This is a genomic window from Streptomyces sp. NPDC047853, assembly GCF_043204535.1.
In the GTDB taxonomy this organism is placed as follows: domain Bacteria; phylum Actinomycetota; class Actinomycetes; order Streptomycetales; family Streptomycetaceae; genus Streptomyces.
This window is the reverse complement of sequence record NZ_JBIDCI010000005.1, coordinates 35,064-50,038: the sequence shown is the minus strand read 5'-3', so window position 1 is coordinate 50,038 and position 14,975 is coordinate 35,064. Positions and strand designations below refer to the sequence as shown.

Here is a 14,975-nt window from a genome sequence, read left to right as displayed (position 1 = left end):
GATGCGCCACATGACCGTCCTCGTCACCGCCCCCGCCCGCCTCGGTGACACCGGCCTGCCGGACGGACGCCTGCTCGGCTGGGCCGAGTGGGGCCCGCCGGACGGCGTTCCGGTCCTGCTGTGCCCCGGCGCGGCCACGAGCCGCCGACGCGGCTTCGGCGCGGGCGTCGTGGACGCGCCGGGCGTCCGCCTGGTCTGCGTGGACCGCCCCGGACCCGGCGCCTCGACCCCCGGCCGCACCTTCGCCGGCTTCGCCACCGACGTCCGCGCCCTGTGCGCCCTGCGGGGCCCGGGCCGCCCGGCCGTGGTCGGCAACTCCCAGGGGCGCCCCGTTCGCCCTGGCCCGCGCGGAGGCCGGCGTCGCCTCCGTGCTGTCCCTGGTCTCGGCCGCCGACGAGGCGGCGGCCCCCGAGTTCGCAACCGCCCTGCCCGCGGAGCTGCGCGCGCTGTGCTGCGCCGGCAGCTCGAACTCCTGCTGGAGGTCGGGCGATTGCGGCACGTGGAGATCCACGTGATGCCGACGTCTCGCGCTGATCACCCGCGAGGCGGGCGGATGCGGGTGCTCAAGTTCGAGGACGGCACGGCGGTCGGGCGGGCCGACGACATGTCCGGCGACCGGCCCGTCACGGATCCCCGGCAGCTGCGCATCCTCGACCTGCGCCACGGCAGTATCCGGGCCGAAGCCCTGCCCACCCGGGAGTCAGTGGCCTTCATCGAACAACTGCTGCGGGAGACATGAGCCGTAAGGACACAGCCGGGCACCCCGCCGACCCGGCCTGGATCAAGAGCAGCTACAGCGACACCAGCGAGCCGAGCGACTGCGTCGAGGTCGCGACAACCCCCGCCACCGTCCACGTCCGTGATGCCAAACGTCCCGACGGCCCCCGCCCCGCCGTGGCCCCCGCCGCTTGGGCTGCGCTCGTGGCCGGGCCCGGCGTCAGGGCCTAGCCGTCCGGTTCTGGACCGGTATCCCCGGACCGGGCACAGGAGTTACTCATGGTGACGCCCAGTCGCTGACAGATGCGAATGGCCGTGGCGACATCACCACAGCAGCCTTGCTCGACTAATAGCCGGACATAACGTGTCATAGGTCGCAACCAGGTCACCCGGAGTGGGACGGACGGCCACGTGTGACACCCCGGGTCCGGCACCCGTCGGTCACCCGGACACGGGCCGCACACAGGACATCGGATGAGGAGAACTGCCGATGAGCGAGTCCGTACAGACCGGAACCGGGGCCACCAGGGAAAAGGTGAGGACGGAAACGTCCGCCACGGCCGACCAGGCGAAGCAGGCCGCGAGTCAGGTCGCGGGAGCCGCGGCGGACCAGGCCCGCTCGGTGGTCGGTGAGGCGCAGCAGCAGGCGGGCACGGTCCTGGAGGAGATGCGAAGCCGTGCGATGAACGAGGCCGAGGGGCAGACCAAGCGTGCGGCCGGCCAGCTGCGCCAGTGGGCGAGCGACCTCTCGGGTCTGGCCGCGCACGCGCGTGACGACTCTCCGGCCCGCAGCCTGGTGGCGCACGCGGCGGACCGAGGCAGTCAGGCCGCCGACTACCTGGACGAGCGGGGCGTCGAGGGAATCGTCGGCGACCTGCAGCACTTCGCCCGGCGGCGGCCCGGCGCCTTCCTCGGCGGGGCTCTGCTGGCCGGACTGGCCGTCGGCCGCCTGGCGAAGGCGACGGGAGCCGCGTCAGGGCCCGACGGGCGGGGGACGGGCGGGCAGACTGTGCCGACCGGTCCTCCGGCGATCTCCGCGGAGGAGAGGGCCATGCCGCCGTCCGTGCCGCCGACCGTCGGGCACTTGACGGACGGCAGCCCGGACCGTGGGCGTCCGGAGGTATGAGATGGCCACCCTCTCCCCTCACCGGGGCACGGGAGCGCACCAGGAGCCCCGCGAACAGGAGCGGTCCGTGAGCCACCTGCTGTCCGCGGTCACCGCGGACCTGCAGACCCTGTTCCGGCAGGAGGTCGAGCTGGCCAAGGCCGAGGTCAGGGACGAGGCGAGCCGGGCGGGCAAGGCCGCCGGAATGTTCGGCGGTGCCGGCTTCGCGGGCTACATGGTCCTGCTGTTCCTGTCGCTGGCCGCCGTGCTCGGCCTGGCCAACGTGATCGACGGGGGCTGGGCGGCCCTCGTCGTCGCCGCCGTCTGGGGGGTCGCCGCGGCCGTGCTCTATCAGAAGGGCCGCACGCGGATGAGCACCGTCTCGCCGAAGCCGGAGCGAACCGTCCAAACCATGAAGGAGAACGCGGAATGGGCACGTCACCCGACCAAATGAGGACCGAGATAGAGGCGACCCGAGGCCGGCTGGCCACGGACGTGGACCGGCTCGCCGACCGGACCAGTCCCCGCCGCGTGGCACGGCGCCGCACCGCCCGGATGCGCGGAACGATGTCCGGCATGCGCGAGCGAGTGATGGGCACGGCCTCGGACACCGCGCACGGCGTGCGGGACACCGCTCAGTCGGCCGCCGGTTCGCTCCAGGAGGGCACCGGGCAGGCGGTCGGGTCGGCCCGCGACGCCGCAGGACAGGCGGCCGGCACCGCGCGCGACGTGGCCGAACAGGCGGGACACGCCGTACAGCAGGCGCCCGACATGGCCCGCAGCCAGACCCAGGGCAACCCCCTGGCGGCCGGTCTCGTCGCCTTCGGGGTCGGAGTGCTGGCGTCCTCGCTGCTGCCCGCCTCGCGCACCGAGCGGCAGAAGGCCTCCGAGCTGATGCGGAGCGAGGCCCTGGAACCCGTGAAGGGCGCCGCGGCCGAGTCTGCGCAGCACCTCAAGGAAGGCGCGAGGGAAGTGGCGCAGGAGGCGGCCGCAGAGGTGAAGGGCACGGCGGCCGAGGCCGCCCGCACCACGCAGGGCGAGGCCCGCGACCAAGGCGGCAAGGTCACCGAACAGGCCCGCGACTCCGGCCGGCACCTCGCGGACGAGGCCCGGCACCGTGCCGGGCCCGGCTGAGAAGGCTCACACGGCGGGACCGGCTGAAGAAGTACACACTCTCCGGTACCCGCCCCGATCTGCTTCACGGACCGGATGCCCGGCCGCCCCGGGCGCAGAGCTGCACCGAAGACGGCGACGGGCCCCGGACACGGGGTCCGGGGCCCGTCGCACGTCGGCGTGCGGCTCAGACCATGGTCGTGTGCGCGTGGCCCTGCGCCGACGTGCCGCCGGGGGTCGCCGAGGCGCCCAGACCGGCGCTGACGGAGAGCGGGCCGGCCTCCGTGTAGAGGCCGCCGCCGAGGGCGCCACCGACGGCTATGACGGCCGCACCGGCGTCGACGCCGATGGTGCCGCCGGACACCTGGTCCAGGTCCGCGTCGGAGATCTCAGCGGTTTCGACCTGGGGGACGAAGTTCATGGCAGGTCTTTCCTTTCGTGCCAATGGCAAGGGGAGCGGTGAGGCACGCACGCCCGCGTTCCGGGTGGGGGTTCCGGAGCCGGTCACCGGCGTGCCGCGCACTGATCAAAGCACGGTGGTGAACGCCCCACCATCCGCGCGTTGTTGGCGGCACGCCGTCGGCGTCGCCGCGTCCATCAGTGTGTGAATGCCGTCAGGGAAAGGGCCCGTGTCTTCACGCTACCCGCCGGTCATGGGGGGCGCCCGGAGCCGTTACGCGCACGGTGAGCACGGCCCGGCTCCGTCACGGCCTGCCTGTGCGACCGTGCGATGAACGGTGTGCAGGTCCGAGGGATTTCCGGCGGCGGCCCCGGACCGGTCGCCGGCTCGGGGGAGTAACTCGGGGGAGTAACACGACGGAGGGGCCGGCGGTCCTTCGACCGCCGACCCCTGCGTCACGCGAGCGGGGCGCGCTCCGGCCCCTACAGCACCGGCAGCGACTTCCGCAGCTCGAAGGCGGTGACCTGGGAGCGGTACTCCTCCCACTCCTGCCGCTTGTTGCGCAGGAAGAAGTCGAAGACGTGCTCGCCGAGGGTCTCGGCGACCAGGTCGCTGCGTTCCATCAGGGCGAGGGCCTCGCCGAGGTTCTGGGGGAGGGGCTCGATGCCCAGTGCGCGGCGCTCGGCGTCGGAGAGGGCCCAGACGTCGTCCTCGGCGCCCGGCGGGAGTTCGTACCCCTCCTCGATGCCCTTGAGGCCGGCGGCGAGGAGGACGGCGTAGGTCAGGTACGGGTTGGCGCCGGAGTCGATGGAGCGGACCTCGACGCGGGCCGAGCCGGTCTTGCCGGGCTTGTACATCGGGACGCGGACCAGGGCCGAGCGGTTGTTGTGGCCCCAGCAGATGTACGAGGGGGCCTCGCCGCCGGCGCCGGCGGTGCGCTCGGAGCCGCCCCAGATGCGCTTGTAGCTGTTCACCCACTGGTTGGTGACGGCCGAGATCTCCGCCGCGTGCCGCAGCAGGCCCGCGATGAAGGAGCGGCCGACCTTGGAGAGCTGGTACTCGGCGCCGGACTCGTAGAACGCGTTGCGGTCGCCCTCGAAGAGGGACAGGTGGGAGTGCATGCCCGAGCCCGGGTACTCCGAGAACGGCTTCGGCATGAAGGTGGCCTGGAGCCCCTGCTCCAGCGCGACCTGCTTCATGACCAGGCGGAAGGTCATGATGTTGTCGGCCGTGGAGAGCGCGTCGGCGTAGCGCAGGTCGATCTCCTGCTGGCCGGGGGCGCCCTCGTGGTGGGAGAACTCGACCGAGATGCCCATCGACTCCAGCATGGTGATCGCCTGGCGGCGGAAGTCCATGCCGATGTTCTGCGGGGTGTGGTCGAAGTACCCGGAGTTGTCGGCCGGGGTCGGCACCCTGCCGTCGACCGGCTTGTCCTTCAGCAGGAAGAACTCGATCTCCGGGTGGGTGTAGAAGGTGAAGCCCAGGTCGGAGGTGCGGGCCAGGGCGCGCTTGAGGACGTAGCGCGGGTCGGCGAAGGACGGCGAGCCGTCCGGCATGAGGATGTCGCAGAACATGCGGGCCGTGCCGGGGGCCTCCGCGCGCCAGGGCAGGACCTGGAAGGTCGAGGGGTCCGGCTTGGCGATCATGTCGGACTCGTAGACCCGGGCGAAGCCCTCGATCGCCGAGCCGTCGAAGCCGATGCCCTCGTCGAAGGCCTGCTCCAGCTCGGCCGGGGCCACGGCGACGGACTTGAGGAAGCCCAGTACGTCCGTGAACCACAGGCGTACGAACCGGATGTCGCGCTCCTCCAGCGTCCGGATCACGAACTCCTGCTGCTTGTCCATCTTCCGCTTCCCCATCCTTGCTGGTCAGCCCGCCTGTCTCCGGTACGGCGGGAGGCGGCCCTGCACCTGAGCATCACACCACAGCACGGTTTCGTACGCGTTGCGGGCCTCGGTCGGCCCACCGATCCTCACCGCAGCGTAGAGGCCACGTGTTCGATCGGGCCATTCCTGAGGCCCCGCCGCGACAGATCCTGTGATCTCCCTACGACTGGACCCTCCTTCCCCCTTACGATCAGCGGACTCCACCGCCCCCCTTTTCCCAGAAGGGCACACCCCATGGGTTCCGCCAAGAAGAGCAGCAACCAGGCGCGGCAGGCACGCATAGCCGAGATGCGGCGTGCCGAGGAGGCCCGCGACCGCCGGAACCGGATCCTCACGATCGCGGTCAGCACCGTGGTCGTCGCCGGTCTCGTCGTCGGCGGGGTCTTCCTTGTCCGGTCGCAGTCCGACGACTCCGGCGACGACACGGCCTCGGACGGCAAGAGCACCTCCGGCAAGTTCGTCGCCGGCGAGGACGGGGTGCAGACCTGGAAGGGGACGCTGTCGCGCAACCACGTCACCAAGAAGGTGTCCTACCCCGTCGATCCGCCCGTCGGCGGCGACCACAACCAGGCCTGGATGAACTGCAACGGCGACGTCTACGACAAGCCGCTGAACAACGAGAACGCGGTGCACTCCCTGGAGCACGGCGCCGTCTGGGTGACCTACACCGACCAGGCGCCGAAGGCCGACGTGGAGAAGCTGGCGGCGAAGGTGAAGAAGACGCCGTACTCGCTGATGAGCCCGGACGGCAAGCAGAAGGACCCGATCGTGCTGTCCGCCTGGGGGCACCAGCGCACGGTGACCGGCGCCGACGACCCGAACGTGGACACGTTCTTCGAGAAGTTCGTCCAGGGTGAGCAGACCCCCGAGCCGGGGGCCGCGTGCACGGGCGGGCTGTCCCAGTGACACCCAGGCGGGCCGGCTGGATCGCGGGGGCCGCCGCGGCGGCCCTCGTCGCGGCCGGCGCGATCACCTACGCCGTCGCCGGGGACGACGGCGCGAGCCGCGTCCCGACCGCCGACTCCGCTGACGCCGGGTTCGCCCGGGACATGGCGGTCCACCACCAGCAGGCCGTGGAGATGTCGTACCTCGTGCGCGACCGCACCGAGGACGAGGAGGTGCGGCGGCTCGCCTACGACATCGCGCAGACCCAGGCCAACCAGCGCGGCATGCTGATCGGCTGGCTCGACCTGTGGGGGCTGCCGAAGGTGTCGTCCGACCCGCCGATGACCTGGATGGGCATGGGCGACATGCCCTCCGCCGGGGAGGGCTCCCTGATGCCGGGGATGGCCACCGACGCCGAGATGGAGAAGCTGGCGACGCTCGACGGGGAGCGGGCCGAGGTCTACTGGCTCCAGCTGATGACGGAGCACCACCGGGGCGGCGTCCACATGGCCGGGGGATGCGTCGACCGGTGCACGGTCGGGGTGGAGAAGCGGCTGGCCCGGGGGATGGTGGAGTCGCAGGAGTCGGAGATCCGGCTGATGGCCGACCTGCTGGCGGAGCGGGGCGCGAAACCGCGGACATGAGGCGGACACCGGAACGACACCCCATTGTGTCGTTCTGACGATTAAGCTGGCCGGGTGCCTCGACTACGACTCGCCCTGAACCAGATCGACGCCACCGTAGGCGACCTCGCCGGCAACGCGGAGTCGGTGGTCCGCTGGACCCGGCACGCCGCCGGGCAGGGAGCGCACCTGGTGGCGTTCCCGGAGATGATGCTGACCGGCTACCCCGTCGAGGACCTGGCCCTCAGGCCGTCCTTCGTGGAGGCCTCCCGCGCCGCCCTGGCCTCCCTGGCGACGCGCCTGGCCGAGGAGGGCCTCGGCGAGCTGCCGGTGGTCGTCGGCCACCTCGACCGCTCGGCGACCGCCCGGCCCCGGTACGGGCAGCCGGCCGGCGCCCCGCAGAACGCGGTGGCGGTGCTGTACGGCGGCGAGCCGGTGCTGACCTTCGCCAAGCACCACCTGCCCAACTACGGCGTCTTCGACGAGTTCCGCTACTTCGTCCCCGGCGACACCATGCCGGTGGCGCGGGTGCGCGGCGTCGACGTGGCCCTCGCCGTCTGCGAGGACCTGTGGCAGGACGGTGGCCGGGTGCCGGCCGCCCGCTCGGCCCGGGCCGGACTGCTGCTCTCCGTCAACGCCTCGCCGTACGAGCGCGACAAGGACGACACGCGGCTGGAGCTGGTGCGCAGGCGAGCCCGGGAGGCCGGGTGTACGACCGCCTACCTCGCGATGACCGGCGGGCAGGACGAGCTGGTCTTCGACGGCGACTCGATCGTGGTCGACCGGGACGGCGAGGTCGTCGCGCGGGCGCCGCAGTTCACCGAGGGCTGCGTGGTGCTCGACCTCGACCTCCCGCTCGCCGACAGCGACGCGCCGGCCGGCGTCGTGGACGACGGGCTGCTCATCGACCGGGTCGTGCTGTCCGAGGAGCCGGCGCCGGCCGCCGACGGGCCGGAGCTGTCCGGCGGGCACGCGGAGCGGCTGGACGACGACGAGGAGGTCTACTCGGCCCTCGTCGTCGGCCTGCGCGCGTACGTCGCCAAGAACGGCTTCCGCTCGGTGCTCCTCGGCCTCTCCGGCGGCATCGACTCCGCGCTGGTCGCGGCGATCGCCTGCGACGCGGTGGGCGCGGAGCACGTGCACGGCGTGTCGATGCCGTCGAAGTACTCCTCCGGGCACTCCCTGGAGGACGCGGCGGAGATGGCCCGGCGCACCGGGCTGCACCACCGCACCGTGGCGATCGAGCCGATGTTCGACGCGTACATGGACGCGCTGGGCCTGACCGGCCTCGCGGAGGAGAACCTCCAGTCGCGGCTGCGCGGGACGCTGCTGATGGCCCTCTCCAACCAGGAGGGCCACCTCGTGCTGGCACCGGGCAACAAGTCGGAGCTGGCCGTGGGGTACTCGACGCTCTACGGCGACTCGGTGGGCGCCTACGGGCCGATCAAGGACGTGTACAAGACGTCGGTGTTCCGCCTCGCCGCCTGGCGCAACCGGGCGGCCGGGGCCCGCGGCCAGGTCCCGCCGATCCCCGAGAACTCGATCACCAAGCCGCCGAGCGCGGAACTGCGTCCCGGCCAGGTCGACACGGACTCGCTGCCCGACTACCCGGTGCTGGACGCGATCCTGGAGCTGTACGTCGACCGGGACCGGGGCGCGGACGAGATCGTGGCCGCCGGGTACGACCGGGAGCTGGTGATAAGGACGCTGCGCATGGTCGACACCGCGGAGTACAAGCGGCGCCAGTACCCGCCGGGCACCAAGATCTCCCCCAAGGGCTTCGGCAAGGACCGCCGGCTCCCGATCACCAACCGCTGGCAGGAGCGGGGCTGACGGCGGGGCCCGGCCCCGTCAGCCCCGCACGTCCGGCCGCCGCTACCCCTGCCGCTTCTGGTCGGCCAGCACCTGGTGCAGCGGCTCCGACCCGCGGCGCCGGTACTCCTGGATCGACCAGCCGTTGCCGTCGGGGTCCTTGAAGTACATGAACGTGGCGCCGTCGTCCGGCGTGTACTCCACCGGCTCGGACACCTCCAGGCCCCGCTCCACCAGCTCCGCGCGGGCCGCCTTGATGTCGGCGACGCAGAGCTGGAGTCCCTGGTAGGAGCCGGGGGCCGGCGCGGTCTCTCCCTGGGTCATGTCCCAGATGGCGTCACCGAGGGCGATCGAACAGCCCGAGCCCGGCGGCGTCAGCTGGACGATGCGCATCCCCGGCATGACCTCCTGGTCGATGTCGACGTGGAAGCCGACCTTGTCACGGTAGAAGTCCCGGGCCCGGTCGATGTCGGACACGGGCAGCGGGATCACTTCGAGGGTGAAATCCATGGCATGACTCCTTCGACGTCCTTGTCGAACACGGTGACGCTGGTACGGAACGGTGGTCAGTAGTGGTACCGCGCCTGGACGATGATCAGCTCGTCGTCGGTGGGCTTGTAGACCAGGCGGTGCGTGTCGTCGATGCGGCGTGACCAGTAGCCCGACAGGTCGCCCTTCAGCGGCTCCGGCTTGCCGATGCCCTTGAACGGGTCGCGGGAGATGTCGGTGATCAGCTTGTTGATCCGTCTGGTCACCTTCCGGTCGCTCTCGGCCCAGTGGACGTAGTCCTCCCAGCCGTGCGACGTGAAAGCGATCCTCACGCCCGCTCCGCGTCCGGGTCGATCAGCTCCCGCGGCCGTGCGCCACCGGCCTCGGCCTCCGCGATCGAGTCGAGCAGGCGGCGGGCGTTCTTGGGCGAGCGCAGCAGGTGCACCGTCTCCGTCCAGGCGGTGAAGTCCTCCTCCGACATGAGCACGGCGTTTCCCTTGCGGGAGGTGATGTGCACCGGGGCATGGTCCTCGTTGACCTGCTCTATCAGCGGGAACAGGTTCTGACGGGCTTCGCTGGCGGTGATGGACATACCGGTGCCTCCCTTCGCGGCTTGTACAAGATATCGTACGAGTCGACGGGTGGCCACCGGAGGACGGAGCCGGTACTCCCCGGCGCCCGCACGGCGCCTCCCGGTTACGCTCGGGCCGTAGGACCTTGATCCGGAGGGCGACAGGAGACCGGGATGACGACGCCGGGACGCAGGAGCAGTACCTTCACGCGGCTGCTGCGGCACGGCTTCACCGATGCCTCGGCCGCCGAGCGGCTGCTGGACGGCGGGGAGCTGGCGGCGGTCCGCGACGACCCGGTCCTGCTGGAGGCGCTGGGCGCCACCGCCGACCCGGATCTCGCCCTGCACGGCCTGGTCCGGCTGCTGGAGGCGCAGCCCGACCCCACCGCCCGCCGGGAGCTGCTGGACACCCTCATAGCGGCCAAGCCCCTGCGCGACCGTCTCCTCGGCGTGCTCGGCGCCTCCGAGGCGCTCGCCGACCACCTCGCCCGGCACGCCGGTGACTGGCAGGCCCTGGTCACCTACGAACCGCGTGACCTGCACCGCGGGGTGGCCGAGTTCGAGCGCGGTCTCGCCGAGGCCGACGACCCCGTCTCGCTGCGCGTCGCCTACCGGCGCTGCCTGCTGTCCATCGCCGCCCGCGACGTGTGCGGCACCATCGACGTCGCCGAGACCGCCGCCGAGCTGGCCGACCTCGCCACCGCCACCCTGCGCGCCGCGCTCGCGCTGGCCGAGGCCGCCGCGCCGGAGGACGCCGCGCTGTGCCGGCTCGCGGTGATCGCGATGGGCAAATGCGGCGGACACGAGCTGAACTACGTCTCCGACGTGGACGTGATCTTCGTGGGCGAGCCCGCGGAAGGCGTCGACGAGGCCGACGAGACCAAGGCGATGCGCGCCGCGACCGCGCTCGCCTCGCACCTGATGCGGATCTGCTCCGAGACCACCGTCGAGGGCTCCATCTGGCCCGTCGACGCCAACCTCCGCCCCGAGGGCCGCAACGGCCCCCTGGTGCGCACCCTCAGCAGCCACCTCGCCTACTACCAGCGCTGGGCCAAGACCTGGGAGTTCCAGGCGCTGCTCAAGGCCCGCCCGGTGGCCGGCGACGCCGCGCTCGGCGCCGAGTACGTCGCCGCCCTCCAGCCGCTGGTGTGGCAGGCCGCCGACCGCGAGAACTTCGTCGCCGACGTGCAGAAGATGCGCCGCCGGGTGGTGGAGACCATCCCCGTCGCCGAGGTCGACCGGCAGCTCAAGCTGGGCCCCGGGGGCCTCAGGGACGTCGAGTTCGCCGTGCAGCTGCTCCAGCTCGTGCACGGCCGGGCGGACACCTCCCTGCACAGCGGTACGACCCTGGACGCGCTGGAGGCGCTGGCCGCGGGCGGGTACGTGGGCCGGGCCGACGCCGCCCAGCTCGACGAGGCGTACCGCTTCCTGCGCTCCATGGAGCACCGCATCCAGCTCCACCGGCTGCGGCGCACCCACCTCGTGCCCGAGGACGAGGCCGACCTGCGCCGCCTCGGCCGCTCCCTGGGCCTGCGCACCGACCCGGTCACCGGGCTGCTGCGCGCGTGGCGGCGGCACGCCTCCGTCGTACGGCGGCTGCACGAGAAGCTGTTCTACCGGCCGCTGCTCGACGCCGTCGCCCAGCTGGCGCCCGGCGAGACCCGGCTGAGCGCCGAGGCCGCCCGGGAGCGCCTGGTGGCCCTCGGGTACGCCGACCCGGCCGGCGCGCTGCGGCACCTGGAGGCGCTGGCGTCCGGCGTCACCCGCAAGGCGGCCATCCAGCGCACCCTGCTGCCCGTGCTCCTCGGCTGGTTCGCCGACTCCGCCGACCCGGACGCCGGCCTGCTGGGCTTCCGCAAGGTCTCCGACGCCCTCGGCAAGACGCCCTGGTACCTGCGGCTGCTGCGGGACGAGGGGGCGGCCGCCGAGAACCTGGCCCGCGTGCTCTCCGCCGGGCGGCTCGCCCCCGACCTGCTGATGCGGGCGCCCGAGGCCGTCGCGCTGCTCGGGGACGGCGACGGCGGGGGACTGGCGCCGCGCGCGCGGCCCCAGCTGGAGCAGGAGATACTCGCCGCGGTCCGCCGCGCCGACGGCGCGGAGCAGGCGGTCACGGCGGCGCGCGGGGTCCGGCGCCGGGAGCTGTTCCGTACGGCCGCCGCCGACATCATCGGCTCCTACGGCACCGAGGCGCGGCCCGTCGAGGCCGACCCGGGCGCCCTGGTGGACCGGGTCGGCGCCGCCGTGTCCGACCTGACGGCGGCGACGCTGGCGGGCACGCTCCGGGCCGTCGTGCGGGAGGGCTGGGGGGACACCCTGCCGACCCGGTTCGCGATCATCGGCATGGGCCGGTTCGGCGGGCACGAGCTGGGCTACGGCTCGGACGCGGACGTGCTCTTCGTGCACGAGCCCCGGGACGGGGTGGACGAGCGGGAGGCGGGCGACGCCGCCAACAAGGTCGTCTCCGAACTGCGGCGCCTGCTCCAGGTGCCGAGCGCCGACCCGCCGCTGCTGATCGACGCCGACCTGCGTCCGGAGGGCAAGTCGGGGCCGCTGGTGCGCACCCTGAAGTCGTACGAGGCCTACTACCGGCGCTGGTCCCTGATGTGGGAGCGGCACGCGCTGCTGCGGGCCGAGTGCGTCGCGGGCGACGCGGACCTGGGGCGGCGGTTCGTCGAGCTGGTCGATCCGCTGCGCTACCCGGCGGACGGGCTCGGCGAGGACGCCGTACGGGAGATCCGGCGGCTCAAGGCCCGGATGGAGTCCGAGCGGATGCCGCGCGGCGCGGACCCCAAGCTGCACGCCAAGCTGGGGCCGGGCGGCCTGTCGGACGTGGAGTGGACCGTGCAGCTCACCCAGTTGCGGCACGGGCACAGGGAGCCGGGCCTGCGGACCACCCGGACGCGCGAGGCCCTGGCCGCCGCGTGCGAGGCCGGGCTCGTCCCCGCGGAGCACGCCGCGACGCTCGACGAGGCGTGGGTCCTGGCGACCCGCGTCCGCAACGCGGTGATGCTGGTGCGCGGCCGGGCCGGGGACACCTTCCCGAGCGACCCGCGCGAGCTGGCCGCGGTGGGCCGCTACCTGGGCCACGGCCCCGGCCACGCGGGCGACATGCTGGACGAGTACCGGCGCACGACCCGGCGGGCCAGGGCGGTGGTGGAGGAGCTGTTCTACGGGGCGTGACCGGGACGTACCGCGGCTAAGCCCGCGTCGGCAGCCAAGCCCTCCGCCGCTCCGCCCCCGGTACCGTCCGGGGCAGCGCGTGCGGCAGCGCCCCGTACCAGAGCCCCGCCACCGCGTACCCGAACCCCAGGCACAGCACACCGCCCACCGCGTCCAGCCAGAAGTGGTTGGCCGTGGCGACGATCACCACGAGCGTGAGCGTCGGGTAGAGCAGTCCCAGTCCCCGCACCCACGGCACCGACGCCAGTGCGAAGATCGTCAGCCCGCACCACACCGACCAGCCGATGTGCATCGACGGCATCGCGGCGTACTGGTTCGACATGTTCTTCAGGTCCCCGGAGGCCATCGACCCCCACGTCTCGTGGACCATCACGGTGTCGATGAAGTGCCCGCCGTTCATCAGGCGCGGCGGGGCCAGCGGATACAGGTAGTAACCGACCAGGGCGACTCCCGTGGTCGCGAAGAGGACCAGCCGGGTCGCCGCGTACCGCCCGGGATGACTGCGGTACAGCCACACGAGAACACCCAGCGTCACCACGAAGTGCAGCGTGGCGTAGTAGTAGTTCATGCCGACGACCAGCCAAGTCACCGAGTTCACGGCATGGTTCACGGACTGTTCGACGGCGACGCCGAGTTGCTGCTCCAGGCGCCAGATCCAGTCGGCGTTGCGCAGGGCCTCGGTGCGCTGCTCCGGCACCGCGTTGCGGATGAGGGAGTACGTCCAGTAACTGAGCGCGATCAGCAGGATCTCGAACCACAGCCGGGGCCGACGCGGTGCGCGGAGCCGGCGCACCAAGCCCCGCCCCGTCGACTCCGTGACGGGGTGCCGAACGCCCTCTTCCCGGCGTTCCGGAGTCCTCACGGTCACGTCACCCATAGGCATGAAGTCTGCCAGAAAAGCCCTGTCCCACCGATCATCCCCCGGGAGGATCCGAGCCGCATCCGGCCACTACGGGTGGCGTCAGGACCGGTTCCGGTCGCCCGGCGCCGACGCCGTCGACCCGCGCACCACCAGTTCCGGCATGAACACGAACTCGCTGTGCGGCGCGGGTGTCCCGCCGATCTCCTCCAGCAGCGTACGCACCGCCGCCTGCCCCATCGCCGGGACCGGCTTGCGGACGGTCGTCAGCGGCGGGTCGGTGAAGGCGATCAGCGGCGAGTCGTCGAAGCCGACGACCGAGATGTCCTTCGGCACGTCCAGGTCGCGCTGCCGGGCCGCCCGTATCGCGCCCAGCGCCATCATGTCGCTGGCGCAGACCACCGCGGTGCAGTCGCGCTCGATCAGGGCTGTGGCGGCCGCCTGGCCGCCTTCGAGCGTGTACAGGGAGTGCTGGACGAGTTCCTTCTCGACGGTCTCGGCGCTCAGGTCCAGTTGCTCCTGGACGGTGCGGACGAATCCCTCGATCTTGCGCTGCACCGGTACGAACCGCTTCGGCCCGAGGGCCAGCCCGATGCGGGTGTGGCCGAGCGAGACGAGGTGCGTGACCGCGAGGCTCATCGCGGCGCGGTCGTCGGGGGAGATGAACGGCGCCTGCACCTTCGACGAGAACCCGTCGACGAGGACGAAGGGCACGCCCTGCGCGCGCAGCCGCTCGTAGCGCTCCATGTCGGCGGTGGTGTCGGCGTGCAGCCCCGAGACGTAGATGATGCCCGCGACCCCGCGGTCGACCAGCATCTCCGTCAGCTCGTCCTCCGTGGAGCCGCCCGGGGTCTGGGTGGCGAGGACCGGCGTGTAGCCCTGGCGGGTCAGCGCCTGGCCGATGACCTGGGCCAGCGCCGGGAATATCGGGTTCTCCAGCTCCGGGGTGATCAGCCCGACCAGGCCCTCGCTGCGCTGCCGCAGCCGCACGGGACGCTCGTAGCCCAGCACGTCGAGCGCGGCGAGCACGGACTGGCGGGTGGTGGCGGCGACGCCCGGCTTCCCGTTGAGGACGCGGCTGACGGTCGCTTCGCTCACGCCCGCCTGGGCGGCGATGTCGGCAAGCCGTGTGGTCACAGGGGTGGACTGTACCTGTCGCCCGCCGCCTTGCCCACCGATCGGACGCCGTGGACGGCCTGTTGGACGGCCCGGCGCCGGCTGCTGCGTCATCGCGCTCCTTCGAGAAAGTGGCGGCAAGAGCTTGCAGAGTCTTGCACAACCGGCCCGATACCGCTCGGCCCCCGTAAACAAGCGTCTCACGACGGTCGCCAACAG

The 14,975-nt window shown here is 72.4% G+C and carries 16 protein-coding genes; 9 read left to right on the top strand and 7 right to left on the bottom strand.

The window, feature by feature from the left end:
* The first annotated feature begins 10 nt into the window (after nt 1–10).
* From ACGF5T_RS11650 to ACGF5T_RS11630, 5 genes are all read left to right on the top strand, one after another.
* On the top strand, nt 11–739 hold the full coding sequence (locus tag ACGF5T_RS11650; RefSeq protein ID WP_366766622.1) for a Scr1 family TA system antitoxin-like transcriptional regulator: 729 nt from the start codon (nt 11–13) through the stop codon (nt 737–739).
* Entirely contained in the window at nt 736–948 is a 213-nt protein-coding gene (locus tag ACGF5T_RS11645) for a DUF397 domain-containing protein (RefSeq protein WP_366766623.1), read from the top strand. Before ACGF5T_RS11650 ends, ACGF5T_RS11645 begins: the two co-directional genes overlap by 4 nt.
* A gap of 259 nt (nt 949–1,207) precedes the next feature.
* Nucleotides 1,208–1,843 (top strand): hypothetical protein, encoded by a 636-nt coding sequence (locus ACGF5T_RS11640; RefSeq protein ID WP_366766624.1) that lies wholly within the window; start codon nt 1,208–1,210, stop codon nt 1,841–1,843.
* Nucleotides 1,844–1,910: 67 nt separating this feature from the next.
* Nucleotides 1,911–2,276 carry a phage holin family protein gene (locus ACGF5T_RS11635; protein WP_356611504.1) on the top strand — a complete coding sequence of 122 codons (366 nt, stop codon included), beginning with the start codon at nt 1,911–1,913 and terminating at the stop codon, nt 2,274–2,276.
* Nucleotides 2,252–2,956, top strand: coding sequence for a DUF3618 domain-containing protein (locus ACGF5T_RS11630; RefSeq protein WP_366766625.1), 705 nt, complete (start codon nt 2,252–2,254; stop codon nt 2,954–2,956). The genes ACGF5T_RS11635 and ACGF5T_RS11630 overlap by 25 nt, the downstream gene beginning before the upstream one ends.
* A 166-nt stretch (nt 2,957–3,122) precedes the next feature.
* Here ACGF5T_RS11630 and ACGF5T_RS11625 read toward each other — a convergent pair whose 3' ends face one another.
* On the bottom strand, nt 3,123–3,356 hold the full coding sequence (locus ACGF5T_RS11625; protein WP_361011496.1) for a hypothetical protein: 234 nt from the start codon (nt 3,354–3,356) through the stop codon (nt 3,123–3,125).
* Between the two features lie 461 nt (nt 3,357–3,817).
* A complete protein-coding gene (gene glnA / locus ACGF5T_RS11620) occupies nt 3,818–5,179 on the bottom strand; it encodes a type I glutamate--ammonia ligase (RefSeq protein ID WP_053142361.1) in 1,362 nt (453 codons plus the stop codon).
* A gap of 276 nt (nt 5,180–5,455) precedes the next feature.
* On the opposite strand from glnA, the gene ACGF5T_RS11615 reads away from it, so the two are divergent.
* From ACGF5T_RS11615 to ACGF5T_RS11605, 3 genes are read left to right on the top strand one after another with little or no spacing between them, the layout of a single operon-like run.
* Nucleotides 5,456–6,127, top strand: a complete 672-nt coding sequence (locus tag ACGF5T_RS11615; protein ID WP_356610676.1) for a DUF3105 domain-containing protein — start codon at nt 5,456–5,458, stop codon at nt 6,125–6,127.
* Nucleotides 6,124–6,750, top strand: coding sequence for a DUF305 domain-containing protein (locus tag ACGF5T_RS11610; protein ID WP_366766626.1), 627 nt, complete (start codon nt 6,124–6,126; stop codon nt 6,748–6,750). Before ACGF5T_RS11615 ends, ACGF5T_RS11610 begins: the two co-directional genes overlap by 4 nt.
* 54 nt (nt 6,751–6,804) lie before the next feature.
* Nucleotides 6,805–8,562 (top strand): NAD+ synthase, encoded by a 1,758-nt coding sequence (locus tag ACGF5T_RS11605; RefSeq protein ID WP_356610674.1) that lies wholly within the window; start codon nt 6,805–6,807, stop codon nt 8,560–8,562.
* Nucleotides 8,563–8,604: 42 nt separating this feature from the next.
* Here the strand turns inward: ACGF5T_RS11605 and ACGF5T_RS11600 are convergent, their stop codons facing one another.
* From ACGF5T_RS11600 to ACGF5T_RS11590, 3 genes are read right to left on the bottom strand one after another with little or no spacing between them, the layout of a single operon-like run.
* A complete protein-coding gene (locus ACGF5T_RS11600; RefSeq protein WP_366766627.1) occupies nt 8,605–9,051 on the bottom strand; it encodes a VOC family protein in 447 nt (148 codons plus the stop codon).
* 56 nt (nt 9,052–9,107) lie between these two features.
* The gene (locus tag ACGF5T_RS11595) at nt 9,108–9,362 is read right to left on the bottom strand and encodes a Txe/YoeB family addiction module toxin (protein ID WP_053129813.1); all 255 of its coding nucleotides are present in this window, start codon (nt 9,360–9,362) and stop codon (nt 9,108–9,110) included.
* On the bottom strand, nt 9,359–9,622 hold the full coding sequence (locus tag ACGF5T_RS11590) for a type II toxin-antitoxin system prevent-host-death family antitoxin (protein WP_356610672.1): 264 nt from the start codon (nt 9,620–9,622) through the stop codon (nt 9,359–9,361). The genes ACGF5T_RS11595 and ACGF5T_RS11590 overlap by 4 nt, the downstream gene beginning before the upstream one ends.
* 153 nt (nt 9,623–9,775) lie before the next feature.
* Here ACGF5T_RS11590 and ACGF5T_RS11585 point away from each other — a divergent pair, with 153 nt between their 5' ends.
* Nucleotides 9,776–12,781 carry a bifunctional [glutamine synthetase] adenylyltransferase/[glutamine synthetase]-adenylyl-L-tyrosine phosphorylase gene (locus tag ACGF5T_RS11585; protein WP_361011507.1) on the top strand — a complete coding sequence of 1,002 codons (3,006 nt, stop codon included), beginning with the start codon at nt 9,776–9,778 and terminating at the stop codon, nt 12,779–12,781.
* 16 nt (nt 12,782–12,797) lie between these two features.
* Here ACGF5T_RS11585 and ACGF5T_RS11580 read toward each other — a convergent pair whose 3' ends face one another.
* Together ACGF5T_RS11580 and ACGF5T_RS11575 are read right to left on the bottom strand one after the other, a co-directional pair.
* Nucleotides 12,798–13,658 (bottom strand): phosphatase PAP2 family protein, encoded by an 861-nt coding sequence (locus tag ACGF5T_RS11580; protein WP_366766628.1) that lies wholly within the window; start codon nt 13,656–13,658, stop codon nt 12,798–12,800.
* 84 nt (nt 13,659–13,742) lie between these two features.
* Nucleotides 13,743–14,777 carry a LacI family DNA-binding transcriptional regulator gene (locus tag ACGF5T_RS11575; RefSeq protein ID WP_356610669.1) on the bottom strand — a complete coding sequence of 345 codons (1,035 nt, stop codon included), beginning with the start codon at nt 14,775–14,777 and terminating at the stop codon, nt 13,743–13,745.
* Nucleotides 14,778–14,975: the final 198 nt, after the last annotated feature.

What these genes read in the sequence shown, in the direction of transcription:
- ACGF5T_RS11650 (WP_366766622.1), top strand. Translation starts at nt 11, where the DNA reads ATGACCGTCCTCGTCACCGCCCCCGCCCGCCTCGGTGACACCGGCCTG.
- ACGF5T_RS11645 (WP_366766623.1), top strand. Translation starts at nt 736, where the DNA reads ATGAGCCGTAAGGACACAGCCGGGCACCCCGCCGACCCGGCCTGGATC.
- ACGF5T_RS11640 (WP_366766624.1), top strand. Translation starts at nt 1,208, where the DNA reads ATGAGCGAGTCCGTACAGACCGGAACCGGGGCCACCAGGGAAAAGGTG.
- ACGF5T_RS11630 (WP_366766625.1), top strand. Translation starts at nt 2,252, where the DNA reads ATGGGCACGTCACCCGACCAAATGAGGACCGAGATAGAGGCGACCCGA.
- ACGF5T_RS11625 (WP_361011496.1), bottom strand. Translation starts at nt 3,356, where the DNA reads ATGAACTTCGTCCCCCAGGTCGAAACCGCTGAGATCTCCGACGCGGAC.
- glnA (WP_053142361.1), bottom strand. Translation starts at nt 5,179, where the DNA reads ATGGACAAGCAGCAGGAGTTCGTGATCCGGACGCTGGAGGAGCGCGAC.
- ACGF5T_RS11615 (WP_356610676.1), top strand. Translation starts at nt 5,456, where the DNA reads ATGGGTTCCGCCAAGAAGAGCAGCAACCAGGCGCGGCAGGCACGCATA.
- ACGF5T_RS11600 (WP_366766627.1), bottom strand. Translation starts at nt 9,051, where the DNA reads ATGGATTTCACCCTCGAAGTGATCCCGCTGCCCGTGTCCGACATCGAC.
- ACGF5T_RS11590 (WP_356610672.1), bottom strand. Translation starts at nt 9,622, where the DNA reads ATGTCCATCACCGCCAGCGAAGCCCGTCAGAACCTGTTCCCGCTGATA.
- ACGF5T_RS11585 (WP_361011507.1), top strand. Translation starts at nt 9,776, where the DNA reads ATGACGACGCCGGGACGCAGGAGCAGTACCTTCACGCGGCTGCTGCGG.
- ACGF5T_RS11580 (WP_366766628.1), bottom strand. Translation starts at nt 13,658, where the DNA reads ATGGGTGACGTGACCGTGAGGACTCCGGAACGCCGGGAAGAGGGCGTT.